This window comes from Plantibacter sp. PA-3-X8 (assembly GCF_003856975.1).
GTDB lineage: Bacteria > Actinomycetota > Actinomycetes > Actinomycetales > Microbacteriaceae > Plantibacter > Plantibacter auratus.
Map to the genome: position 1 here is coordinate 1551052 of NZ_CP033107.1, position 22755 is coordinate 1573806.

Annotated in this window: 20 protein-coding genes; 10 read left to right on the forward strand and 10 right to left on the reverse strand. The window is 71.0% G+C overall.

Annotation, left to right across the window (positions count from 1 at the left end; translation table 11 throughout):
* Positions 1-3: 3 nt before the first annotated feature.
* Positions 4-1467 (forward strand): glycosyltransferase, encoded by a 1464-nt coding sequence (locus EAO79_RS07475; RefSeq protein ID WP_124768585.1) that lies wholly within the window; start codon positions 4-6, stop codon positions 1465-1467.
* Positions 1468-1472: 5 nt separating this feature from the next.
* Here EAO79_RS07475 and EAO79_RS07480 read toward each other — a convergent pair whose 3' ends face one another.
* The gene (locus tag EAO79_RS07480) at positions 1473-3731 is read right to left on the reverse strand and encodes a beta-glucosidase (RefSeq protein ID WP_124768586.1); all 2259 of its coding nucleotides are present in this window, start codon (positions 3729-3731) and stop codon (positions 1473-1475) included.
* 27 nt (positions 3732-3758) lie between these two features.
* On the opposite strand from EAO79_RS07480, the gene EAO79_RS07485 reads away from it, so the two are divergent.
* Both EAO79_RS07485 and EAO79_RS07490 read left to right on the forward strand, forming a co-directional pair.
* A complete protein-coding gene (locus tag EAO79_RS07485; protein ID WP_241161012.1) occupies positions 3759-4505 on the forward strand; it encodes an ABC transporter ATP-binding protein in 747 nt (248 codons plus the stop codon).
* The gene (locus EAO79_RS07490; protein ID WP_124768587.1) at positions 4502-6244 is read left to right on the forward strand and encodes a hypothetical protein; all 1743 of its coding nucleotides are present in this window, start codon (positions 4502-4504) and stop codon (positions 6242-6244) included. Before EAO79_RS07485 ends, EAO79_RS07490 begins: the two co-directional genes overlap by 4 nt.
* Positions 6245-6356: 112 nt before the next feature.
* On the opposite strand, the gene EAO79_RS07495 is transcribed toward EAO79_RS07490, so the two are convergent.
* Complete coding sequence (locus tag EAO79_RS07495; protein ID WP_197977379.1) at positions 6357-7358, reverse strand: ABC transporter substrate-binding protein; 1002 nt, start codon at positions 7356-7358, stop codon at positions 6357-6359.
* 290 nt (positions 7359-7648) lie between these two features.
* Between EAO79_RS07495 and EAO79_RS07500 the strand changes: the two genes are divergently transcribed.
* Together EAO79_RS07500 and EAO79_RS07505 are read left to right on the forward strand one after the other, a co-directional pair.
* On the forward strand, positions 7649-8218 hold the full coding sequence (locus tag EAO79_RS07500; protein ID WP_124768588.1) for a hypothetical protein: 570 nt from the start codon (positions 7649-7651) through the stop codon (positions 8216-8218).
* Entirely contained in the window at positions 8206-9045 is an 840-nt protein-coding gene (locus EAO79_RS07505; protein WP_124768589.1) for a hypothetical protein, read from the forward strand. The genes EAO79_RS07500 and EAO79_RS07505 overlap by 13 nt, the downstream gene beginning before the upstream one ends.
* 147 nt (positions 9046-9192) lie before the next feature.
* Here EAO79_RS07505 and EAO79_RS07510 read toward each other — a convergent pair whose 3' ends face one another.
* The 4 genes from EAO79_RS07510 to EAO79_RS07525 are packed head-to-tail and all read right to left on the reverse strand — an operon-like array spanning position 9193 to position 13063.
* Complete coding sequence (locus tag EAO79_RS07510) at positions 9193-9996, reverse strand: ABC transporter ATP-binding protein (RefSeq protein ID WP_079704966.1); 804 nt, start codon at positions 9994-9996, stop codon at positions 9193-9195.
* Between the two features lies 1 nt (position 9997).
* Complete coding sequence (locus tag EAO79_RS07515; protein WP_124768590.1) at positions 9998-11041, reverse strand: iron chelate uptake ABC transporter family permease subunit; 1044 nt, start codon at positions 11039-11041, stop codon at positions 9998-10000.
* A complete protein-coding gene (locus tag EAO79_RS07520; protein WP_206428304.1) occupies positions 11038-12108 on the reverse strand; it encodes an iron chelate uptake ABC transporter family permease subunit in 1071 nt (356 codons plus the stop codon). The genes EAO79_RS07515 and EAO79_RS07520 overlap by 4 nt, the downstream gene beginning before the upstream one ends.
* 4 nt (positions 12109-12112) lie before the next feature.
* The gene (locus tag EAO79_RS07525; protein WP_124768591.1) at positions 12113-13063 is read right to left on the reverse strand and encodes a siderophore-interacting protein; all 951 of its coding nucleotides are present in this window, start codon (positions 13061-13063) and stop codon (positions 12113-12115) included.
* 122 nt (positions 13064-13185) lie between these two features.
* Between EAO79_RS07525 and EAO79_RS07530 the strand changes: the two genes are divergently transcribed.
* From EAO79_RS07530 to EAO79_RS07545, 4 genes are all read left to right on the forward strand, one after another.
* The gene (locus EAO79_RS07530) at positions 13186-15348 is read left to right on the forward strand and encodes an ATP-dependent Clp protease ATP-binding subunit (RefSeq protein ID WP_121291528.1); all 2163 of its coding nucleotides are present in this window, start codon (positions 13186-13188) and stop codon (positions 15346-15348) included.
* Positions 15349-15571: 223 nt separating this feature from the next.
* Complete coding sequence (locus tag EAO79_RS07535; protein WP_124768592.1) at positions 15572-16549, forward strand: PrsW family glutamic-type intramembrane protease; 978 nt, start codon at positions 15572-15574, stop codon at positions 16547-16549.
* A gap of 87 nt (positions 16550-16636) precedes the next feature.
* Positions 16637-17056: a hypothetical protein gene (locus EAO79_RS07540; protein WP_124768593.1), complete on the forward strand. Its 420-nt coding sequence runs from the start codon at positions 16637-16639 to the stop codon at positions 17054-17056.
* Between the two features lie 60 nt (positions 17057-17116).
* Complete coding sequence (locus EAO79_RS07545; RefSeq protein WP_229940487.1) at positions 17117-17770, forward strand: DUF1345 domain-containing protein; 654 nt, start codon at positions 17117-17119, stop codon at positions 17768-17770.
* Positions 17771-17937: 167 nt separating this feature from the next.
* On the opposite strand, the gene EAO79_RS07550 is transcribed toward EAO79_RS07545, so the two are convergent.
* Together EAO79_RS07550 and acs are read right to left on the reverse strand one after the other, a co-directional pair.
* A complete protein-coding gene (locus EAO79_RS07550) occupies positions 17938-18519 on the reverse strand; it encodes a nitroreductase family protein (RefSeq protein WP_079704973.1) in 582 nt (193 codons plus the stop codon).
* Positions 18520-18599: 80 nt separating this feature from the next.
* The gene (gene acs / locus EAO79_RS07555; protein ID WP_124768594.1) at positions 18600-20696 is read right to left on the reverse strand and encodes an acetate--CoA ligase; all 2097 of its coding nucleotides are present in this window, start codon (positions 20694-20696) and stop codon (positions 18600-18602) included.
* A 187-nt stretch (positions 20697-20883) separates the two neighbouring features.
* Between acs and EAO79_RS07560 the strand changes: the two genes are divergently transcribed.
* Positions 20884-21825, forward strand: coding sequence for an NADP-dependent oxidoreductase (locus EAO79_RS07560; RefSeq protein WP_124768595.1), 942 nt, complete (start codon positions 20884-20886; stop codon positions 21823-21825).
* Between the two features lie 100 nt (positions 21826-21925).
* Here EAO79_RS07560 and EAO79_RS07565 read toward each other — a convergent pair whose 3' ends face one another.
* Together EAO79_RS07565 and EAO79_RS07570 are read right to left on the reverse strand one after the other, a co-directional pair.
* On the reverse strand, positions 21926-22270 hold the full coding sequence (locus tag EAO79_RS07565) for a hypothetical protein (protein WP_124768596.1): 345 nt from the start codon (positions 22268-22270) through the stop codon (positions 21926-21928).
* A gap of 62 nt (positions 22271-22332) precedes the next feature.
* Complete coding sequence (locus EAO79_RS07570) at positions 22333-22707, reverse strand: hypothetical protein (RefSeq protein WP_124768597.1); 375 nt, start codon at positions 22705-22707, stop codon at positions 22333-22335.
* Between the last annotated feature and the right edge of the window lie 48 nt (positions 22708-22755).

Here is a 22755-nt window from a genome sequence, read left to right on the forward strand (position 1 = left end):
CTCATGCGCAGGACATCGAAGCAGCACCCCGGACCGGATGGCGGCGAACGCGTCCTGATCCTGTCGGCCGGGGTCGGGTCCGGACACAACAGCGCCGCCGCCGCCGTGGAACAGGCGTGTGCCGGGCGTCCCGACGTCACCGAGGTCGAGGTGCTGGACGTCCTGCAGGCGAGCACCTCCCTGTACCGCGATGTCCTCGGCAAGGGGTACTTCGTGCTCGTCGAGGAGACGCCCTGGCTCGTGGAGTGGGGCTACGACCTCAGCGACGCACCGTTCCGTCGTCGCGGCCCGCTCGACCCCTGGACGCGGGCGAACGCGATGCCGGTGGTCAGCGCGATCAAACGCTTCAGACCCACGGCGATCATCTGCACCCACTTCCTCCCGGCCCAGTTGCTGGCCTCCCTCATCCTCCGCGGCGCCGTCGACGCCAGGACCGCGATCGTCACCACGGACTACGACTTCCAGGGGCTGTGGTTGACGAGCGCCTTCCACGCGCTCTTCCTCGCCCGGGAGGAGGGGCGGGTCCAGCTGACGGCCCTCGGTCTCCCGCCCGACCGCGTCGTGGCTTCGGGGATCCCCATCGCCGCCCAGCCGAGCACCCCGGCCGAGCGCGACCCGGCAGCACCGCCCATGTTGCTCATCTCGGCCGGTGCGTCCGGCGGTGACTACGCGCTCGCGGTCGTCCGACAGACGCTGCACCTGCGGTCGCCGTTCACCGCGACGATCGTGTGCGGGCGGAACGAGGCACTGCGGCGGAGTGTCGAGGACCTCATCGCGCCCGGCGACGACCGCTACACCGTGCTCGGCTTCACCGACGAGATGCCGCGGCTCCTGCGCCGAGCCGACCTGTTCATCGGCAAGCCCGGAGGACTGTCGGCGTCGGAGTGCATGGCCGCCGGTCTGCCGATGGTCCTCGTGAACCCCATCCCCGGGCAGGAGGTCCGCAACGGCGACTACCTCATGGAGCAGGGTGCCGCCGTCCGGTGCAACACCGCGACGACGATCGGGTGGAAGATCGACGGGATCCTCGGCGAGCCGGGTCGTCTGGCGCGGATGCAGGCCGCGGCCCGACGGGTCGGTCGCCCCGACGCGGCCCGCGACGTCGTCGACCGGCTGCTCGACGGTCCGGCACGACCGTTCGTCGTGACCCGGGCGGCGCAGAAGACGATCTTCGACGCGAGCGCCCGGCGGGTGGTCGCGAGCGAGCTCGAGGGCGAGTCGGCCCTCGTGCGTCTCGTCGACCCGGCGGCGTCCAGCACGGTCGCGCTGCTCCGGGCCGGTGAGCTGGACGACCTGCAGCAGCGCTACACCGGGCCGTACGGCACCCTCGTGCTGCGACGCGACGACGCGGTGCTCTCCGTCCGGCGTGACTCGCAGCGCCTCCTCCGCGCCGTCCTCGGACGGGATGAGGAGCTCGCCGTGCGGGTCGAGGGTCTCGCCGACCTCGAGTCGGCCGGCCCGAGCTGATCGGGTCAGCCGGCTGTGTCCGGCAGTCGGGCGGGGTCGTCGTCGAGGTCGCTGTCACCGTTCCGCAGCGGGGTCGCGTCCGCCCAGGTCGACGGGCTGTGCTGGGCGGCCTGCAGCGCCCAGTCGCCGGTGCGGGGTGACCAGCGGCGGGTGACCGGGTCGCGTTCGAGCGTCGGTGTCGGATCGAGGACGACCCGGACGACGCGTTCCTCGCCCGCCTGCAGGGTCACCTTCCGGAACCCGAGGAGCTGGGCGACCGGTCGCTCGAGTGCGGTGTCGGCGGCGTAGAGCTGGACGACGGTCGACCCCTCGCGGTGACCGGTGTTCGTCACAAAGACCTCGGCGGTCCCACCGGTGTCGTCGAACCGGTGCCCGAGCAGGCGGTGGTCGATCGTCGTGTACCCGAGGCCGAAGCCGAACGGGAAAGCCGGCGTGTGGCCCTCCTCGTCCAACCGCCGCTGTCCCCAGCGGTCGTCGTACACGACGGCCTTCGCCTCGCGGTCGAAGGGCGGCAGGTGTGCGGGATCGGTCGGGATCACGAACGGCAGTCGCCCGCCGGGCTCGACCACTCCGGTCAGGACGTCGGCGAGCGCTCGACCGCCCTCCATCCCGCCGTACCAGGCGAGGACGAGCGCCGGGACCCGGTCGCGCCAGGCCTCGGTCAGGATCGCGCTCCCGCCGATGAGCACGACGACCGTGCGCGGGTTGGCTGCGGCGACGGCCAGGATGAGGCGTTCGTCCGACGGCCGGAGACGGAGCGAAGTGCGATCGCCGCCGCGCACGAACCGCGACGCCAGGTGCGCGACGCCCGTGATGGCGCTACGCAGTCGACCCGAGTCCAGGGCCGCCCCGAGGACGCCGACGTCGACGCCGCCGGTGACGACCGACTCGCCCTCGTCGTGCTGGTCGAAGCCGACGACGACGATGGCCGTGTCGGCTGCCGCCGCCGCAGTGACCGCGGCCCGCACGTTCCCGGCCGGGGTGGTCGTGATCTGCGTGTCGGGGAGTGCCTCACGGAGCCCCTGCAGCGGCGAGACGGTGGTCGGCGGACGGACGCGCGACGAGCCGTGGTCGCCGAGGTTCGCCCGGTCCGCGAGACGGCCGACCACCGCGATCCGACGGGTCGTCGCCGACAGGGGGAGGAGTGGTACGCCGTCGTCGACCGGGCGGTTGGCGAGGAGCACGATCGACTCCTCGGCGACGTGTCGGGCGAGCGCGCGGTGGGCCGAGCCGGCGACGACGTCCGCCGAGGGTTGCGGTTCGGTGCGGGTCGCGGCGTGCAGGAGGGTCGTCCGCAGGATGCGCCGGGCCGAGCGCAGGACGGTGGCGTGGTGGAGGGTGCCTGCCCGCAGGGCGGCGGGCAACTCGTGTGCCCGTCGCAGGCGGAGCGGCATCTCCACGTCCATCCCGGCTTCCAGGCTGCCGACCGCGTCATGGGTCCCGAAGACCCAGTCGCTCGTCACGAAGCCCGTGAAGCCCCACTCCTCCCGCAGCACCTCGGTGAGCAGCGGACGGTTGACGTCCATGTACTCGCCCCGCACCCGGTTGTAGGCGCTCATGACCGAGTCCGCGCCGGCGTCGATCACGGCCTTGAAGTGCGGCAGGTAGACCTCGTGCAGTGCGTGGTCGTCCACCGAGACGTCGACCTCGAACCGCTCGTCCTCCATGGAGTTGAGCGCGAAGTGCTTCACGCACGCCATCGTGTGGACGCGGACGCCTCGGGTCATGGCCGATCCCATCCGGCCCGTCAGCACCGGATCCTCGCCGTAGCACTCCTGTGCGCGGCCCCACGCGGGATGGCGGAGCAGGTTGACGCAGACGGACGCCGAGTAGTTCGCCCCGCGGATCCGCGTCTCCGCACCGATCGCCTCACCCACCTGCTCCTCGAGCACCGGGTCCCAGGTGGCCGCCCGCGCCATCGTCACGGGGAACGCGGTGGACTCGCCGATGACGACCCCGCGGGCGCCGTCACTGAACCGGACCCCCGGGATCCCGAGCCGGGGGACGGCTCCGGCCACGAACGGACGCCGGTGGAGCAGCACGGGGATCAGCGGGAGGAGTCGGCGCGGGGAGTCGCCGTCGAGCAGACCGAGGAGCTCCGCGTCGGTCAGCCGCTCGATCAGTCGTTCGGCGCCTGCGTCGGCGTCGAGGCGTCCGGCGCGGATCTCCCGCACGACCTCGTCATAGGCGTCGCCCTCGGGTGGTCCGCCACCGCGGCGCTGCTTCGGCGGACGCGCGTTCCGGCGCCCGGTGACGATTCCCATGCTCTGCATTCTGCACCCTCGACCGGCGTGCTGAGCCCCACGCCCGACCGCGCGATCCGCCGTGCGGTGGAGGACACCTCGGCGGACGCCTGCGAGGATGGGACGATGTCGGGACACGAGGGGGAGTCGGTTGCCGCGATGCAGCCGCTGATCGAGGCGGACGGCGTCGGAGCGGTGATCGACGGGGAGACCCTGCTGGCGCCCACGGACATCCGGGTCGAGCGGGGGATGGCGCTCGCCGTCCGGGGGCGGAACGGATCGGGCAAGACGACCCTGCTGCGGATCCTCAGCGGACGGCTGCGCCCGTCGAGCGGGACGGCGACGATCGGAGGCCGGACCATCGACGACCGCGACCGCACGGTGCGTCGCTCCGTCTCAGCCCTCATCGGCACCCCGGCCTACGCGCCGGACCTGACGCTGCGCGAACACCTGCGCTACATCTCGACGACCTGGGGTGTGACCGGCCAGGCGGCGGACGACGCCGCCGACGAGCTGCTCGTGGCCCTGCGCATCGACACGCTCGCGCGCCGCTTCGCCACCGAGCTGTCCTCGGGTCAGTCGCAGTTGTTCGCCCTGGCGACGGCGCTCGTCCGGCCTTTCGACGTCCTCGTGCTCGACGAACCGGAGCAGCGCCTCGACGCCGAGCGGCGTGGCCTCGTCGCCGACCGCATCCTGCTCGCGAAGGAGCGCGGGGCGGCGATCGTCTTCGCGAGCCACGACGCCGGGCTCGTCGAACGGGTCGCGGACGAGGCGATCACGGTCGAAGCCCCGTGAGCACCGGCACCGGGCGCATCTCGCGCGACGACCGTCGGATCCTCCGCGCCGGCCGGGCGGTGCTCGCCGCGCGCGACGGGCGTCCGCGGGTCGCCGACGTCGCGTTCGTCGTCTATGCCGCGCTGCTCGTCGCACTCATCGTGGGCGCTCCGCTCGTGCGGTTCGCTGTCCTCGGACTGATCGAGCCGGATGCCGCGGGCGTCGTGGCGGCCGTCCGGCCCGGGGCGGTCGCGCTGCTCTCGGCGATCGCGACGATCGTCGTCGTGCTCGGTGGTCGGACGAGGGGACCGGTCGTGCCGAGACCTGCGGCGGTGCAGTTCCTCGCCGATTCGCCACTGCCGCGTCGACTCACGCTGCGTCGTCCCTTCGTCACCTCGGCGCTCGCACTCGCGGGGCTCTCGGTCCTCGTGGCCGGGGTGGTCGGCTTGTCGCGACTCCTGGTGCCGGGGGAGCGGGCGACCGTCTCGGTGGGAGTGGCCGCCGACACGGCCTCGGTGATCGGCATGACCGGACCGACTGTGCCCGCCGCCGTGGTGGCCTTCGTGATCGGTGCCGTGGGCTTCTCCCTGCTCCTCGCGGTGGCGTGGCTGCTCGGTCAGCACGGTTCGCGACGGACGGTCGCCGCCGTCGTCATCGTCGCCGGTGCAGGCGGAGTGCTCGGTCTCCTCGTCCCCGGCATGCTGCTCCTTTCGCCGTGGGGATGGCTGGGGCTCCTCTGGTCGCCGGTGGCCGGTGGCATCGAGGCCATGGTGCTCGGCGGTGCACTCGCGACGGGGGACTGGGCGCGGCTCTTCACCTGGGGTGGTGGAGGTGGCTGGTTCGCGTCGGTGGGGGTGCCGGTGTCGTGGTGGCCGGCTGTCGCGCTCGTCGTGCTCGGTGCTGTCTCCCTCCTGCTCGTCCCGAGGGCGCTGGACGGACTGCGGAGCGGACCCCTCCTCGACCAGGCGCTGCGCTGGCAGCGGGTCGGGATGATGCTGCAGAGCGGTGACGCCTCGGGTGCCGTCGGCGGGCTGCGAGCCTCCCCGACGAGCGGTCGCCGTGTCCCGCTGCGGATGACCGGGCCGTTCTGGCTCGTCGTCCTCAGGCGGTCGATCGTCGGAGCTCGGCGGACACCCGGGCGGGTCGCCCTCGGTTCCCTCGTCCTGGCGGCGTCCGGCGCGTCGGTCGGTCTCTCCTTCGGGCTCCCGGACGGTGTGCGGTGGATGCTCGCCGTCCCCGCGGCGTTGCTCGCCTACCTCGCGGTGGGTGTCTGGTGCGACGCGGTGCGACACGGGGTCGAGAGCGCGGGGACGCCCACGCTCTACGGTCGGAGCCCCCGCTCGCTCGTGCTCGCCGGAGCCGTCGCCCCGCTGCTGGCCGCGGTCGTGATCGGTGGGATCGGTGACCTGCTCGGGGTGCTCGCCTCCGCGGCACCGGGCGGTATGGCGCTCCTCCAGCCGCTCGGGTGGTGGCCGCTGCTCGCGGTGTGGATCGTCGTGCTCCGGACGTTCGACGCGGCGAAGGGACCACTGCCGATCCTGCTGCTCATGCCCGTCCCGACGCCGTTCGGCGATGCGTCCTCGCTGAACGTCCTGCTCTGGCAGTCGGACGCCGTCCTGCTGGCGATCCTCGTCGGTGGTGGGTTGACCGCGCTGGCGCCGGTGGCGCCGGGTGCGGCCGTCGTCCTGCTGGTGGGGGTGCTCGTGATTGTCGCGGCGTTGGGGTTCGCGCGGTTGCGGAAGCTGTCCCGGCCGGCCTGAGCGTCGGGGCGCTCAGCGTGAGAGCCGGAGAACAGCGCGAGAGCCGGACGGAAGACGCGATTCCGTCCGGCTCTCGCGCGGATCTCCTGCTGTGGTGCTGGTGGGCCGGACCCTACTTCGCGACCTTGGCGGCGGCCTCGGCGAGCTTCGGGACGAGCTGCTCGAGGACGACGGGGATGCTCAGCACGGACGCCGCGCTGTAGGCCTGCGTGAGCTCGTCGGCGGGGTCGAGGACGATCGCGCGACCGTCCTGCACCACGGGGAGGCTCGCGAGCAGCGGGTCGGCGGTGGTGTCCGCTGCGCTGAACCCGATCGGGAGGAGGACGGCGACATCGGCGTCGAACGCGGACACCTGCTCGGCGGAGACCGCCGCGTAGAAACCGGAGGCCTCGAGGTCGAGGACCGCCGGGTTCTGCTGGAAGCCGAGGTCGGCGAGGATGTCGAAGCGACCGTCGCCCTCGAGGTAAGCGCCGTAGGCGTCGCCGAACTTCGTCGCGGCGACGGTGGTGAGCCCGGCGAACTCCTGGTGGAGGTCGGCGGCCTCGTTGATCGACTGCTTCGTGGCGGAGACGAGCGCGTCGCCCTCCTGGGTCTTGCCGAGCGCGGCGGCGACCTGCTCGAGCTGGACGTCCCACGGGGTCGCGAACGCGGCGGTCCCCTTGGGCGCGAAGACGGTCGGGGCGATCTCCGAGAGCCGCTCGTACTGCTTCTCGTCGCCGGCAGAGCGGGTGTTGAGGATGAGGTCGGGTTCGAGCGCCTGGATCTGCTCGTAGTTGACGGTGTCGCCGCTGTCCTCGATGATCTCGGGGGTCACGTCGCCGAAGAGGTCGGTGGCCCACGGGCCGACGGCCTTGTTGTCGGCGCCGAAGGACTGCCAGTCGTAGACACCGACGGGCACGACGCCGAGGGAGAGCGCCATCTCCGCGTCGGACCAGCCGAGGGCGACGACGGTGAGGTCGCCGGCGGGCTCCGGGACGGTCACCTCGCCGAACATCGTGTCGACGGTGCCGAGCGTGCCGGTGGAGGCGTCGTCGGTGGAGGACCCGGCGGTGCAGCCGGCGAGGGCGAGGCCTGCGACCGCGAGGGCGGCGACGGCGGTGAGGGTGCGGGGCATGCGGCGCATGTTCTGCTTTCCGTTGAAGACGTGGGGTATGAGGTAAGCCTAAGCTTCCCAAGTCACGTCCCGGTAACGCTTGTGCTTCGGCCAGCGCGGTGCGCTGACGTGAGCGCGGGTCACTGACGCGAGCGCACCCCTCCGGAGACCCGCGCTCACGTCCCCTGAGGTGCGCTCGCGTCAGCGCATCGCGCTGGCACACGGACTACTTGCGCGGCATATGTCGGTGTAGGCATATCTGCTCTGTGGATAACCCTGGGCGGGAGTCTGGGTGCGCTTAGCGTCGAGGGATGCCACGGACCTCGCGCTCTCGCTCTGTCTCTACGATCGTTCTCACGGCGGGACTGCTCGCCCTCACCGCGTGCACGGGACCTGAACCCGCGCCGCCTCCGAAGAGTTCGCCGCCGGTCTTCGAGAACGAGGAACAGGCGCTGGCGGCCGGCACTGAGGCCTATGAGAGCTACTTGGGCGTGTGGAACCGGGTCGTCGCAGACGGCGGAGTCGATCCTGCTCGCATCGATGAGGTGACAACCGGAGAGCTCCGAACGTTCGAGAACGAGAGCCTGTCCAAGCTTCAGGAGCTCGGATGGACCTTTTCCGGCGCGGCTTCGCTGGAGGTGTTCACGATCAGGGACTGGTACTCGAAAGCTGACGCAGCGGACGTCCTGATCGTCGGATCCGCCTGCGTGGACATGACTGGCTTGCAAGCAACGGATGGGGCAGGAGCATCGGTCATCAAGCCTGAACGCCCAGCCAAGCGCACCTGGGCAGTTCACATTGCTCCGGGTGCTGCTGATCAACGTCCCTACGTGCTGGCGAAGCACGAAGTCATCAAGGAGGGGCCCTCATGCGGAGAGTAGGTACTGCGCTGGCCATCGGGTTCATGCTCGTGGGCGGCGTCGGGCTGGCGTCCGCCGCCGTCGCCGCCAGCTGCGACGCTGGCGGGGCAATTTCGGGCGCTTGCATCGGTAACGGTTCGGTCGACATCGGTGGCAGCGTCGAACGCCCGGGCACTGGCGTTGGTTCCGGCGGCGGAACGGGCGGAGGCGACGACGAAGGAGGCGGCTCGGCGGAGCTGCCGCCCGGTGTGACCGACGGGCCCAACGGTGAGCGGACGGTCTGCAGCCTCATGCGGCCGGACGAGTGTTACACCTTCACCCCCGGCGACCTCGGCACCGACCTCGGAGCAGCACCGGCGGCCCCCGTCACGATCCGCGACGTCGCCAGCTTCGCCCCAACCGCCCCCACCGTCACCACCGAACCCGCCGCCTGGGGTGTCCGAGGGCTCCACACCAACGTCATCGCAGCTGCTTCCGGCCACACCCGCACCGGCACCCTCCTCGGCCAGGTCGCAGAGGTGAACTTCATCCCCGTCGGATTCACCTTCGACTACGGCGACGGCGAGAGTGCGACCGTCCGGACCGGTGGATCCAGCTGGACTGCCCTCGGACTGGCCGAGTTCTCCAAGACCCCGACCAGCCACCGCTACACGACGGTCGGGACCAAGACCATCACCGTCGAAGTCGAGTACGCCGCCGAATACCGCATCGGCGACAGCGGGTGGCTTCCCGTCGTCGGAACCCTCTCGATCCCGACCGAAGAACCGCACACGGTGCAGATCGTGCGCAACTCGACCGTCGGCGTCGACAAACCCTGCCGACCCGGCAAACCAGCCATCGGCTGCTGACACCGGGACGCGTCCACCTCGTGAGCGCGCCCCACCGGCGTGAGCGCACCCCTCCGGAGACCCGCGCTCACGTCAGCGGGGCGCGCCCACGCCGACAAACCCGCGCTCGCGTCAGCGCACCGCGCTGACACCGGCCAGAACCACGGGTCAGTGCGCGCCCATCAGCGGGATGACGAGCGGCGTGTGCGACTCGGGATCGTCGATGATCCGGCAGCGGAGCCCGAAGACCTCCTCGACGAGTTCGGCCGTCACGATGTCCGCCGGCGCACCCTGCGCGACCACGTGACCGTCGCGCATCGCGATCAGGTGCGTCGCGTATCGCGCAGCCTGGTTGAGGTCGTGCAGGACCGCGACGAGGGTGCGGCCACCCTCCTGGTTCAGCCGGGTGAAGAGGTCGAGCAGCTCCACCTGATGCGTGATGTCGAGGAAGGTCGTCGGCTCGTCGAGCAGCAGCAGCGGCGTCTCCTGAGCGAGGGCCATCGCCACCCACACGCGCTGGCGCTGGCCGCCGGACAGTTCGTCGACGAGGCGACCGGACAGCTCGGTGACGTTCGTCGCCTCCATCGCCGCGAGCACCGCCGCCTCATCGGCCGCCGACCAGCGTCGGAGGATCGACTGGTGCGGGTATCGGCCACGCGACACGAGGTCGATCACGGAGATGCCGTCCGGAGCGATCGAGGTCTGCGGCAGCAGCCCGATGCGCTTCGCGACCTCCTTCGACGGGTACCGCGTGATCTCCTGACCGTCGAGCACGACCTGTCCCTGCGTCGGTTTCAGCAGCCGGGCGAGGGCACGCAGGAGCGTCGACTTGCCGCAGGCGTTCGGGCCGACGATGACCGTGAACGAGTCGTCGGGGATCGCGATGTCCAGCTCGTGGATGATGGTCCGCTGGTCGTAGCCGACGCGGAGAGCTGTTCCGGCGAGTCTGGTGGTGGGGCTGTCGGTCTTCATGTCAGCGCTTTCCCGCCTGCGTGATGAGCAGGGCGATGAGGTAGATGCCGCCGAGGGTCACGGTCACCGCACCGACCGGCAGGGCGGCCGGGGCGATGATCCGCTGAGCCACGACGTCGCTCACGAGGAGCAACGCCGCACCCATGGCGGCCGAGGGGACGAGGGTGATGCCGGCGGACCTCGTCAGCCGCCGGGCGAGTTGGGGTGCGGCGAGGGCGACGAAGACGATCGGGCCGGCGACCGCGGTGACGGTCGCGGTGAGGGCGACGCCGATCACGAGCAGCAGCAGCCGTGTGCGTTCGACCGGGATGCCGAGGGCGCTCGCGATGTCGTCGCCGAACTCCAGCATGCCGAGTCGGCGGGACATGAGCGCGAGGATGGGGACGAGGACCGCGACCGCGATCGTCACGGGCACGACGTCCTGCCACCCGAGGTCGGCGAGCGAACCCATGCCCCAGCTGGCAGCGGCGATGGCGGCGTTGAGGTCCGCCCGCAGCTGCAGGTAGTCGTTGAACGCGTTGAGGACGGCGCTGATCGCGATGCCGATCACGATGAGCCGGAACCCCTGGACGCCCCGGGACCACGCGAGGAGGTAGACGACGAGGGCCGTCGCGAGCCCGCCGATCAACGCCCCGGAGACCATCGCCGCATAGTTCCCGCCGACGACGAGGGTGACGATGAGCGCGCCGGTGAATGCACCGGAGTTGAACCCGATGATGTCGGGACTGCCGAGTGGGTTCCGGGTGATGGACTGGAAGATCGCGCCGGAGAGCCCGAGCGCGATCCCGCCGACCACGGCGATCACCACTCGCGGTAGACGCCACTCCAATACGATGCGCAGGACGCTCTCCGAGCCGGAACCGGTGACCGCGGCGAGCAGCTTGTCGAGCGGGATGCGGTACTCGCCCTGGGTGAGCGCGAAGGCGCCGACCCCCGCGATGACGGCGACCAGAGCGCCGACGACGATCAGCTCACGCCGGTGGACCACCCAGCTGACCCGACCGACCCTCACGGTGCGCCGACCCGGCTCGGCGACCGCGGTCACAGCCCCTGCGCCTTCGAACGGCGGATGAGCACGATGAGGAGCGGGGCACCCACGAACGCCGTGACGATCCCGACCGGCATCTCGCCGGGGACGGCGACCCGCCCGACGAGGTCGGACAGCAGGAAGATGATCGGCGCGAACACCATCGTGAACGGCAGTACCCAGCGCTGGTCCGGTCCGACGACGGCCCGGGCGAGGTAGGGCGACATGAGTCCGAGGAAGGCGATCGGTCCGGCTGCCGCGGTGGCCGAGCCGCACAACAGGGTGATCGCGACGACCGACAGCACCCGCGTCCGGAGCACCTTCGTGCCGAGCGAGGTCGCGAGATCGTCTCCGAGGGCGACGGCGTTGAGCGACCGGGAGACGACGAGGGCGAGGACGACCCCGACGATGAGGAACGGCAGCACCCCGAGGAACACGTCCATCTGGCGGTTCTGCAGCGAGCCGGCCTGCCAGAAGCGGATCTTGTCGAAGATGTCGGGATTGCGGATCGTGATGGCGAAGGTCACCCCCTGGAGCGCGGCGGAGAGCGCGACGCCGGCGAGCACGAGGCGGACCGGGGTCGCCCCGGCACGGCCCCGGGAGCCGATCACGTACACGATGACGGAGGCCAGGCCCGCGCCGGCGAAGGACCACCACACGTAGGAGCTCAGGTCGGCGGTGCCGGCGATGGCGACGGCGAGCACGACCGCGATGTACGCCCCGGCGTTGACGCCGAGGATGCCGGGGTCGGCGAGCGGGTTCCGCGTGACGGCCTGCATCATGGCTCCGGCGAGGCCGAGCGCCGCACCGACGCCGATGGCCAGGAGCATGCGCGGCACCCGGAACCCGGTGACGAGGATCGCGTTGGTGTCGTCGCCGCCCTGTGACAGCGCCCGCCAGACCTCGGCGGCACTGATCGTCCCCGAGCCGATGAAGAGGCTGCCCGCGGCTATGGCGGCGAGCACGACGAGCGCGGCGACGAGTAGGAGCCAGCGCGACGCGGTCGATCGGGCGATGCCGGTCGACGTCTCTCGTGCGCGGGCGGCCGCGGTCGGGAGCCGCAGGCTGTCGAGGTCGGCGCTCACCGGCTCATCGGTTGTCTTCGGCCTTGCCGTGTCGCCAGTAGCCCATGAACGCGACCGACTTGCGGTCGACGCCGCACCCGGAGACGAGGTGTCGGCGGAGCGTCTTGATCGCCGACGCCTCTCCGGCGAGCCACGCGTAGAGCGGTGCGCTCTCGAGGACGGGGCCTCCGGTCGCGTTGACCGGCGCTTCCCAGAGCAGCTCGGTGTCGACGTCGACGTCCTCGAGTGCCGGCTGCGTGGCGATCGTGGCGGTGTCGACGCTCGGCGCGAGGCGGCTCGCGATGCGCTCGACCTCGGGGATGAGCAGGGTGCCCACGGGCTGGTCGCCGCGGGGGAGGACGACGACCTCGACCCCGTCGGGCTTCGTGGACAGGGCGGCGATGTCGTCCTCGTGCGGCAGCTCGACGACGGCGATCCCGCGCGCGGTGCTCGGCAGGCGCTCGAGGATCCCGGCGATCCCGGGCAGGGCCGTCTCGTCGCCGGCGAGGAGCACCTGGTCGACGGTGGCCGGCGCGTGCCAGTCGATGCCGCCGGCCGGTACCGCTGAGCGGGCGTTGGGGACGTTGACGACGAGCTCGTCGCCGACCTTCGCGTCCATCGCCCAGGTGGACGCGGGGCCGACGCGGCCGTGCAGCGCGATGTCGACGTCGAACTCGGCGAGCTCGGGCCGGACCTCGCGGATCGTGTACGTGCGCATCGGGTGACGTTTGTCGTTGGGCAGCAGTCGCCACGCCTGGTACCAGTCGTCGTGCATCGGCAGCTCGTCGAAGCCGGTGTCGGGCAGCGGGAAGAGCAGCTTGATGCGCTGGTCGTGACGGTTGTCCGCGATGTGCTGGACCTCGGGACCGGTGAACGTGAATCGCCGATAGCTCGGGCTCACCTGCTCGATGCGCCGGACGACGGCTGCGAGGAGGATGAAGATCGAGTCGGGGGTCTGTTCACTGAGGCGAGGCATCGATAGGTAAGCCTACCCTTCGATGCGCTGGAGATCACCTGCCGATCGCATCTTGTCGGCAGAGAGTGGCGGTGGTAAACTTGAGTCACATCAACTCAAGTTTTGAACAGGAGACCGTACCCATGCCAGCAGGCCAGACGCCTCAGCAAGAGGATCAGCGCAGCGCGCTCGAGCAGTACGGCGTCAACCTGACCGAGATCGCCGCCTCCGGCAAGCTCGATCCGGTCATCGGCCGCGACGCCGAGATCCGCCGCGTGAGCCAGGTGCTCACGCGACGCACCAAGAACAACCCCGTCCTCATCGGCGAGCCCGGCGTCGGCAAGACCGCCGTCGTCGAAGGCCTCGCCCAGCGCATCGTCGCGGGCGACGTCGCCGAGAGCCTCAAGGGCAAGCAGCTCATCTCCCTCGACCTCTCCGCGCTCGTGGCGGGTGCCATGTACCGCGGGCAGTTCGAGGAGCGCCTCAAGGCGGTGCTCAAGGAGATCGACGAGTCCGACGGACAGATCATCACCTTCATCGACGAGCTCCACGTCCTCATGGGCGCCGGTGGCGGCGAGGGGTCCGTCGCCGCGGCCAACATGCTGAAGCCCATGCTCGCCCGCGGTGAGCTCCGGCTCATCGGCGCGACCACGCTCGACGAGTACCGCGAGTTCATCGAGAAGGACGCCGCCATGGAGCGTCGCTTCCAGCAGGTGTTCGTGGGTGAGCCGAGCGTCGAGGACACGGTCGCCATCCTCCGTGGCCTCAAGGAGCGGTACGAGGCGCACCACAAGGTGGCCATCGCCGACAACGCGCTCGTCGCCGCAGCAGCCCTGTCCAACCGCTACATCACGTCGCGGCAGCTGCCCGACAAGGCGATCGACCTCATCGACGAGGCTGCCAGCCGACTGCGCATGGAGATCGACTCGGCACCCGTCGAGATCGACGAACTGCGACGCAGCGTCGACCGCCTGAAGCTCGAGGAGCTCGCCCTGAAGAAGGAGAAGGACGACGCCTCCAAGGAGCGCCTCGCCCGCCTCCGGGAGGACCTCGCGACCCGCCAGGCCGCGCTCGGCGAGCTGCAGGCGCGCTGGGAGCGCGAGCGTGCGAGCCTCAACCGGGTCGGCGACCTCAAGAAGCAGCTCGACGCCGCCCGGAGCAAGGCCGAACGCGCCCAGCGCGAGGGCAAGCTCGAACAGGCGTCCAAGCTCCTCTACGCCGACATCCCGCAGCTCGAACGCGAACTCGCGCTCGCGGAGTCGGCCGAGCAGGACACCGACGGCGAGCCCCGGATGGTCAACGACCAGGTGACCGCCGAGGACATCGCCGCTGTCATCGCCGCGTGGACCGGCATCCCCGTCGGTCGCCTGTTGCAGGGCGAGACGGAGAAACTGCTGCACCTCGAGCAGGAGCTGTCCCGCCGACTCATCGGGCAGCACCGTGCGGTCGCCGCCGTGTCCGACGCCGTCCGGCGCACCCGGGCCGGCATCTCCGACCCCGACCGCCCGACCGGTTCGTTCATGTTCCTCGGCCCCACCGGCGTCGGCAAGACCGAGCTGGCCAAGGCGCTCGCCGAGTTCCTCTTCGACGACGAGAAGGCCATGGTCCGCATCGACATGTCCGAGTACGGCGAGAAGCACTCGGTCTCCCGGCTCGTCGGCGCGCCTCCTGGGTACGTCGGCTACGAGCAGGGCGGGCAGCTCACCGAGGCCGTTCGTCGACGCCCGTACTCCGTCGTGCTGCTCGACGAGGTCGAGAAGGCGCACCCCGAGGTGTTCGACATCCTCCTGCAGGTGCTCGACGACGGCCGGCTGACCGATGGACAGGGGCGCACCGTCGACTTCCGGAACGTCATCCTCGTGCTGACCTCCAACCTCGGCTCGCAGTACCTGATGGATGCCTCGCTCTCCCTCGAGCAGAAGGAGGAGGCAGTGCAGCAGCTCGTGCGCCAGGCGTTCAAGCCGGAGTTCATCAACCGTCTCGACGACATCGTCGTGTTCCAGCCGCTCAGCGAGGCGGAGCTCGGCCAGATCGTCGAGCTGTACATCGACCGCCTGCAGCGTCGACTGGGTGAGCGTCGGCTCCACCTCGCCGTCACGCCCGACGCCCGTGCGTGGCTCGCGGAGCGCGGATACGACCCGATGTACGGCGCGCGTCCGCTGCGTCGACTCATGCAGCGGGAGATCGACGACCGCCTCGCGCGGGCGATCCTCGACGGCTCGATCCGCGACGGCGACACCGTCCACGTCGGGCTTGCGAGCGACGGCGACGGCCTCACGGTCGAGCGAGCGGTGGTCCCGGCCTAGCCGGCTGCTTGCGGCCAGCGCGGTGCGCTGACCCGAGCGCGACCCACCGATGTCAGCGCGCCCCTCCGGAGGGGCGCGCTCACGCGTATGCCCCGCGCTCGCGCGACAGCACCGCGCTGGCCGCGACCCCCGAGTGGGGGAGGAACCCCCTGGTGTGCGACGGATGCCGCGCACTAGCGTGATCCTCGCGGTGGGCCCGGTCGGCGCGCCCTGAGAGGACCCGATGTCACACGCAGCCCCGAGCACGACGCCTGAGACCAGCGACACCGCCGTGCCCCTCTGGCGTCACGCGCACGCCCCCGCCTGGTTCTTCTTCGGCGGCCTGGCCCTCTGGCTGTTCCTGCTGCTGGTGCCGCACGTCCTCCTCGGCAACCCGGCGGTGATCCCCGCGTGGATCCTGCTCGGCTCGGGGCTGGCCGCGTCGACATTGCTGCTCATGATGGCCAGACGTCTTCAGCCGGGCGACGGCGTCACGACGGCGACGCTCCTCTGGGCGGTCCTGGTCGGAGGCTTCATCGCCATCACGCTCGGCAGCACCTTCGACTCCCTCATCGGCGTCGCCGCGACCGATGCCGGTGAGAACCCTCACGACATCGGGCTGTTCTTCGCCGGGGTCGCCGAGGAGCTGGCGAAGATCATCGCCGTCGTGATCGTGGCGTGGCGGCTGCCGGTGAAGACCGCCCGCGGCGGGCTCTTCGTCGGCGGCGCCGTCGGGATCGGCTTCGCCGTCCTCGAGAACCTCTGGTACATCGGGCAAGGGTGGGCGGACGGGGTCGAGGCCTCCCAGAAGCTCGCCGCCGGTTCGCCACCACTCGAGACGATCCTCTCGCACCCGGCGTTCCAAGCGGCCGGGGCCGCGTTCGCCCGGACCGTCTTCGACCCGGTCGGACACCCACTGTGGACGGCGCTGTTCGCCGCGGCGCTGTTCGCGGCCACACGCAACGGCCGGTTCCGGATCACCGTGGGCGTACTCCTGACCTACCTGCTCGTCGCGGTCATGCACGGCCTCTGGGACGGCAACACCGTGCTCTGGGGGCTGCTGTTCCCGAGCCTGCCGGTGCTCAAGGCGCTCGTGGTGCCGGCCATGGTCGTGCTCGTCGTCGCGTTCGCGCTCATCTGGCGGGCGCGGGTCCGTCGCATCAACCGCGACGCCGGCGTCGTGTCGCTCCACGTCCCGCGTCGCGAGCGGCAGCAGGCCTGACCACCGGACGCGCGAGGCCTGCTGTGATCCGGGCATGCCGGGGAGTAGCGTGAAGCGCACCTGATCCGCGACGCCGAGGAGACACCCATGCTGGGACGCAAGACCTTCGAACAGCGAGAGGTCGACGAGGCGAAGTCGATGATCGCCGCGCTCGTCGCCGGACGCGAAACGCTGGCCGAGGCCGGAGCGGACCCCGCAGCGCTGGCCGTGGTCGACCCCGAGTTCTTCACCGGCCTCACCCTCGTGCTCGACCGGCCGTTCGTCCACCGGGTGCGCTCGGTGCTCGGGAAGGGTCCCGGGGCGCTCAACGAGCTCGAACTCATCGTCGCGTCGATCCTCGACCACGACCGGGTGTTCACGGTGGGGACCGTGTTGCAGTACGCCGAGGGGACGTCGTTCACCGGCCTCGTCCCGGGCGAGACGATCCTGCTGAGCGCCGAGCAGTTCGAGCGCCTCGCCGTCGGCGTCTTCGCCGAGTTGGAGGAGTTGTTCGTCGAAGCGGTGTGAGGTGCGGCGTCGGCCGCGAGCCTGCGTCATGCGCTCCACGGACGGTGCCACGATCAGCTCGTGAGCTCATCGACGTCCGGAACGATCATGGTGCGGCACGGCGCGAAGCTCCGGTTGACCGTCTCCGCCCTCGTCGGTGTCGCCGTGGGCGTGATCGTCGGCCTGAACTGGTTCTGGGCGGGGGCGATCCTCGCCGGTTGGGGGACCACGTGTGTGGTCTTCGTCGGTTCCCTCTGGATCCGCATCTGGCGGATGGGCCCGGAGCGGACGCGCGAACACGCGACCTCGGAGGAGCCCGGGCGAACGACGAGTGAGGTGCTCATCGTGCTTGCGAGTGTCGGGAGCCTCGTGGCCCTGAGTGTCGTCATCCTGCAGGCGAGGGCGTCCTCAGGGGTCGAGCAGGGCGTGCTCGCCGGGTTCGCGGTCGTGAGCGTGGCGCTCTCCTGGGCGCTCATCCACACGATCTACACCTTGCGGTACGCGCGCATGTACTTCGCGGCGCCGGAGGGCGGTATCGACTTCAACCAGGAGGAGGCGCCGCAGTACAGCGACTTCGCCTACCTCTCGTTCGACCTCGGCATGACCTACCAGGTCTCCGACACGACGCTGCGGTCCAGCGAGCTGCGCCGCACCGTTCTCAAGCACACCCTGCTGTCGTACCTCTTCGGCTCCGTGATCCTGGCGACCGTCATCAACCTCGTCGCGGGGCTGTAGCGGCGCGACGGACACGCCCTTCGACAGGCGGTTCCTGAGCCTGTCGAAGGGCAGGGACCGGGGACGGCGCTCAGGGACCGGCTACGACGACAATGAGCCCCGCGAACGACGACTGCGCAGCCCGGCGGACCGGACTGCGCAGCGTGGTGGTGCAGGAACCGAGCGGACTACTCCTGGACGATCACGAGGTCGGCGAGGGGACGGCGCTCACGCGGAGCGGTCTCGCGGTCGCGGAGCATGCCCTCGGGCAGGAGCTCGGGTTCGCCGAGCTCGCCGAGCGCGGTGACGGTGAACGGCACGAGGCCATCCGGCAGCGAGAACGCCTCGCGGATGCCGTCGGCGGAGAAGCCGGCCATCTGGTGCGCGAAGAGACCGTCGCTGTGGGCCTGGATGCTCAGGTGCGCCATCGCCTGGCCGAGGTCGTAGATGGCCCAGGGGCGCTCGTTGCCCTCGTCGTCGAGCGTCTCGGCGACGGCGACGATGAGCGCGCCGGCCTGAGCGGCCCAACCGCGGTTGAAGGCCACCAGCTGCTCAGCGATCGTGTCGAACGTGGCGGTGCCCTTGGTGCCGACGATGAACCGCCAGGGCTGCACGTTGTTGGCGCTCGGCGACCAACGCGCGGCTTCCAGGGCCGAAGCCATCTTCGCTGCGGCGACGGGCTCGCTCACGAAGGCGCGGGGGCTCCAGCGGTCGGCGAGGACGTCGAGGATGGGGGCGTCGGTCTGGGCGGTACGGGTGACGATGGACATGCGGTCTCCAAGCGAAACAAGGGAAGTGGACAGAGGTTGCGTCGCCGTTGACGATGGATGCAACTGCATCGATCGGGGCGCTATTCCCGGGCTTGAAGGGTCCGTGCAGCAGTGACGATCTCGGCGATCCGGTGCGGGGCCGCTTCGTCCTGCAGCGACGTCGTGTCGCCGAGGGGCCGCTGGTCGACGATGTCGCCGAGCAGACGCCGCATGATCTTCCCCGAGCGGGTCTTCGGGAGGTCCGGGACCACGAAGACGTCGCGGGGCTTCGCGATCGGGCCGATCTCGTTCGCCACGTGGGAGCGCAGTGCCTCGCGGAGTGCCGCGGAGCGCTCCAACCAGTACGCCTCGCCGTCGGCCTCCGGACCGTGGGATCGCGAGGACGGGATGACGAACGCGGCGATCGCGCTCCCCGTGATCGGGTCGTGCACGCCGACCACGCCGGCTTCGCCCACGTGGGGATGCGACACGAGGGCCGACTCGATCTCGATGGTCGACAGGCGGTGGCCCGAGACGTTGATGACGTCGTCGACGCGCCCGAGGACCCAGATGTCGCCGTCCTCGTCCCACTTGGCGCCGTCGCCGGAGAAGAAGTAGCCCTGCTTCCAGTACTTCGCCCAGTACGAGTCGCGGTAGCGCTCCGGGTTGCCCCAGACCGTGCGCGCGAGCGACGGCCCGAAGCGGCTGACGACCAGATACCCGCCGGATCCGTACGGCACCGTCTCGCCGTCCTCGTCGACGACCAGCGCCTCCAGGCCGGGGAGTGCGCGACTGCCGGAACCCGGCTTGATCGTGGTCGCACCGGGGAGCGGCGCGATGACGGCCGACCCCGTCTCCGACTGCCACCAGGTATCGACGACCGGGGTCTCGCCGCGCCCGATGCGCTCGCGGAACCACATCCAGGCCTCGGGGTTGATCGCCTCGCCGACGGTACCGAGGAGCCGGAGGGTCGAGAGGTCGTACTCGGCGGGCGGCCCCTCGGGGAACCACGTCATGAGGGTCCGGATGAGCGTCGGCGCCGTGTAGTACGTCGTCACGCCGTAACGCTCGATGATCTCGAAGTGCCGTGCCTGGTGCGGGGTGTTCGGCGTGCCCTCGTAGATCACCTGGGTGAGCCCGTTCGAGAGCGGACCGTAGATCTCATAGGTGTGCGCGGTGACCCAGGCGAGGTCGGCGGTGCACCAGTGGACGTCGTCGTCCTTGGCGTCGAAGATCGCCCAGTGGGTCCAGGACGCCTGCGTGAGGTAGCCACCTGACGTGTGGACGAGTCCCTTGGGCTTCCCGGTGGTGCCGCTCGTGTAGATGATGAAGAGCGGGTTCTCCGCGTCGAACGCCTCGGCCTCGTGGGTGTCGGCGGCGACACCCACGGTGTCGTGCCACCAGACGTCGCGGCCGGGGGTCCAGGGCACGTTCGGCGTCTCGTCGCCCGTGCGTGCGACGACGAGCACGTGCTCGACGGACGGCACACCGTCGACGGCGGCGTCGGCGTTCTGCTTGACCGGCACGGCCGCACCCCGGCGGTACTGGCCGTCGGTGGTGATGAGCAGCTTCGCCTCGGTGTCCTCCACCCGGAAGCGCAGCGCCTCGGCCGAGAACCCACCGAACACGAGGGAGTGGATGGCGCCGATGCGGGCGACGGCGAGGGTGGCGATGACCGTCTCGGGGATGACCGGCAGGTAGATGACGACGCGGTCGCCCTGGCCGATGCCGAGTGCCGTCAGGGCGTTGGCCGCCTTCGCGACCTCGCGCTGCAACTCGGCGTAGGTGATGGAGCGGCGGTCGCCCGGCTCTCCCTCGAAGTGGAGGGCCACTTTGTCGCCTCGTCCGGCGTCGACGTGCCGGTCGACGCAGTTGACCGCCACGTTGAGCGTTCCCCCGGCGAACCAGGTGGCCGCGGGGACGGTGAGTTCGGGCTCGGGGTCCGACGGGTCGGACCCTGCGACCGGCCGAGCCGGGTCCCAGGTGTGCGCCGTCTCCCACGGGGTGACCCAGTCGAGGCGTCGGGCCTGCTCCTCCCAGAACGCCACCGGGTCGGCGGCCGCGCGAGCCCACTCCTCCGGGCCGACGTTCGCCGTCTGGGCGAGGTCGGCCGGCGGGGCGTAGCTGCGCGTCTCGGCGAGGAGGTTCGCGATGGTGGCGGCGGGCGCTGCGGACGTCGATCCATCAGTGGGAGGCATGCTGCAACGCTACGCGGGAGGCCGGGGCCGGTGCCATCCGCGGGTCATGCGGCGTCATGGTCCGGAGGTTCCGAGGGGCTGTGGAGGAGCGTCGGGAGGAGCGTCGGGAGTAGCCTCGAAGGGCCGTCGCGATGCGCGGCGGACGTCGATCAGGAGCGCGCACGGCGCGTCTCGAGAAGGGAACGACATGGCGACCGTCATCCAGTACCAGGAGCTCGGCCCGGCCGACGTCCTCGAGCTCGTCGAGGTGCCGACGCCTCAGGCGGGCCACGGCGAACTCGTCGTCGAGGTGCGCGCCGCGGGCGTGAACCCGATCGACTGGAAGCTCCGCAGCGGTGTCCGCGGCGGCGAGCTGCACGGCACCCGACGCGTCGGGAGCGACGGCGCCGGCGTCGTCGTCGAGGTCGGCGACGGGGTCGAGGGCTGGTCGATCGGCGACGAGGTCGTCGTCGTCAACGCCTCCGGGACGTACGCGACCCATGTCGTCGTCACGCCCGACCAGATCATCCGCAAACCGGCGGCCATCTCCTTCGAGGAGGCGGCGGCGATCGGCATCCCCGTGAGCACGGCCTACCAGGCGCTCCGGTCGCTCGGCGTGACCGAGGGGACGACCCTCCTGATCCACGGCGGATCGGGCTCGGTGGGGCACGCGGCAGTGCAGTTCGCCGTCGCGTGGGGAGCGACCGTCGTCGCCACCGCGAGCGAGGGGAACCATGCGCGCCTGCGGGAGCTCGGGGCGATCCCCGTCACCTACGGTCCCGGGCTCGTCGAGCGCGTGCGCGAGGCCGCCCCGCAGGGCGTCGACCGGGTGCTCGACGCCGTCGGCACCGACGAGGCGCTCGAGACCTCGTTCGAGCTGGTCGAGGACCGGCAGCACATCGGCACGATCGTCGTCGGTGCGAAGGCGGCCGACCTCGGGATCCAGGCGTGGTCCGGCGGGAACCCGCTCCCGCTCACGGCGCAGGAGCAGGCCTGGCGGGCGGAGGCGATCCCGGCGGTCGCGTCCCTCGTCGAGCAGGGTCGCTTCAGCTTCGAGCTCGGCACCGTCCGGCCTCTCGCCGAGGCCGCCGATGCGCACCGCGAGAGCGAGTCGGGTCACCCGAGCGGGAAGCTCATCCTCGTCCCCTGAGCGCCCTTCGACAGGCTCGGGGACCGGAGCGGCGCGCGCCCGGGTGTGATTCCTCGCTGCTCAGTGACCGGAGCGGCGTCCGCCCTGGTGCGACTCCGTTCTACTCCGGGCCTTCGCCGAAGCTGTCGCCGACCGGGGCGCGGTCCGCGAGGTCGTCGGCGTCGTCCAGGTCCTCGACGGAGTCCTCGGTGTCGTCGGCTCCGTCGAGGCCGGCGTCGCCGACCACGTCGTCGCCACCGACGCCGTCACCGGCGTTGCTCAGGCCGCCGTCGCCGGGGGCCGCGTCGTCTCCCGAACGGTCGAACGCGTCGCCGTCAGGGACGACCCCGCCGACGGAGCTGTCGGTCGAGTCCTCGCCGGGCACGTGCGCCTGGGCGCCGGGTCCACCGTGCGCGAGGGCGTCGCGCTGGGCATCTGCTGCTGCTGCATCCATGGGATCGGTCATGCAGGCAGCGTAGGCCGGTGCGCGCGCCGCCCGCGGGGGCTTGGCCACCGCCCGTCCGAGGCCTATCCTCTGCGCTGTTCGCCCAGCTCCGGCGCCGTGCCGTCGTCCTGCAGCTCGGAGCCGTCGTCGGCGTCGTCGATGTCGTCCGCCAGTTCCTCGTCGCCCGGGCCGACCCGCGTGTCGTCGAACGGATCGAACGCGTGATCGTCCGTCGGCCGGTCGATGGGGACCTCGTCGCCCGTGTCGTCGAGGTCCGATCCGTCGTGGCCGTCCGGTCGGGCGTCCTGGGCGTCGGTGACGAGCGGTCCGTCGGTGCCGTCCGGGACGGTGGCGCCGTCGTCGATCGGCTCACCGAGCAGTGGAGCGCCCGCACCCTGGCTGATCGGCTCCTGCCGGGCGCTGGTCTGGTCGTCTGGTCCTGAAGTGGTGTCGGTCATGCCCGTCAGCGTAGGTCGGTGTATGAGCCGGTGTTCAGGGCTGGTGTC

Bases quoted from the DNA above. Each gene is read 5' to 3' on its own strand.
- EAO79_RS07475 (WP_124768585.1), top strand. From the start codon at position 4: ATGCGCAGGACATCGAAGCAGCACCCCGGACCGGATGGCGGCGAACGC.
- EAO79_RS07480 (WP_124768586.1), bottom strand. From the start codon at position 3,731: ATGGGAATCGTCACCGGGCGCCGGAACGCGCGTCCGCCGAAGCAGCGC.
- EAO79_RS07495 (WP_197977379.1), bottom strand. From the start codon at position 7,358: ATGCCCCGCACCCTCACCGCCGTCGCCGCCCTCGCGGTCGCAGGCCTC.
- EAO79_RS07500 (WP_124768588.1), top strand. From the start codon at position 7,649: ATGCCACGGACCTCGCGCTCTCGCTCTGTCTCTACGATCGTTCTCACG.
- EAO79_RS07505 (WP_124768589.1), top strand. From the start codon at position 8,206: ATGCGGAGAGTAGGTACTGCGCTGGCCATCGGGTTCATGCTCGTGGGC.
- EAO79_RS07510 (WP_079704966.1), bottom strand. From the start codon at position 9,996: ATGAAGACCGACAGCCCCACCACCAGACTCGCCGGAACAGCTCTCCGC.
- EAO79_RS07525 (WP_124768591.1), bottom strand. From the start codon at position 13,063: ATGCCTCGCCTCAGTGAACAGACCCCCGACTCGATCTTCATCCTCCTC.
- EAO79_RS07530 (WP_121291528.1), top strand. From the start codon at position 13,186: ATGCCAGCAGGCCAGACGCCTCAGCAAGAGGATCAGCGCAGCGCGCTC.
- EAO79_RS07535 (WP_124768592.1), top strand. From the start codon at position 15,572: ATGTCACACGCAGCCCCGAGCACGACGCCTGAGACCAGCGACACCGCC.
- EAO79_RS07540 (WP_124768593.1), top strand. From the start codon at position 16,637: ATGCTGGGACGCAAGACCTTCGAACAGCGAGAGGTCGACGAGGCGAAG.
- EAO79_RS07550 (WP_079704973.1), bottom strand. From the start codon at position 18,519: ATGTCCATCGTCACCCGTACCGCCCAGACCGACGCCCCCATCCTCGAC.
- acs (WP_124768594.1), bottom strand. From the start codon at position 20,696: ATGCCTCCCACTGATGGATCGACGTCCGCAGCGCCCGCCGCCACCATC.
- EAO79_RS07560 (WP_124768595.1), top strand. From the start codon at position 20,884: ATGGCGACCGTCATCCAGTACCAGGAGCTCGGCCCGGCCGACGTCCTC.
- EAO79_RS07565 (WP_124768596.1), bottom strand. From the start codon at position 22,270: ATGACCGATCCCATGGATGCAGCAGCAGCAGATGCCCAGCGCGACGCC.
- EAO79_RS07570 (WP_124768597.1), bottom strand. From the start codon at position 22,707: ATGACCGACACCACTTCAGGACCAGACGACCAGACCAGCGCCCGGCAG.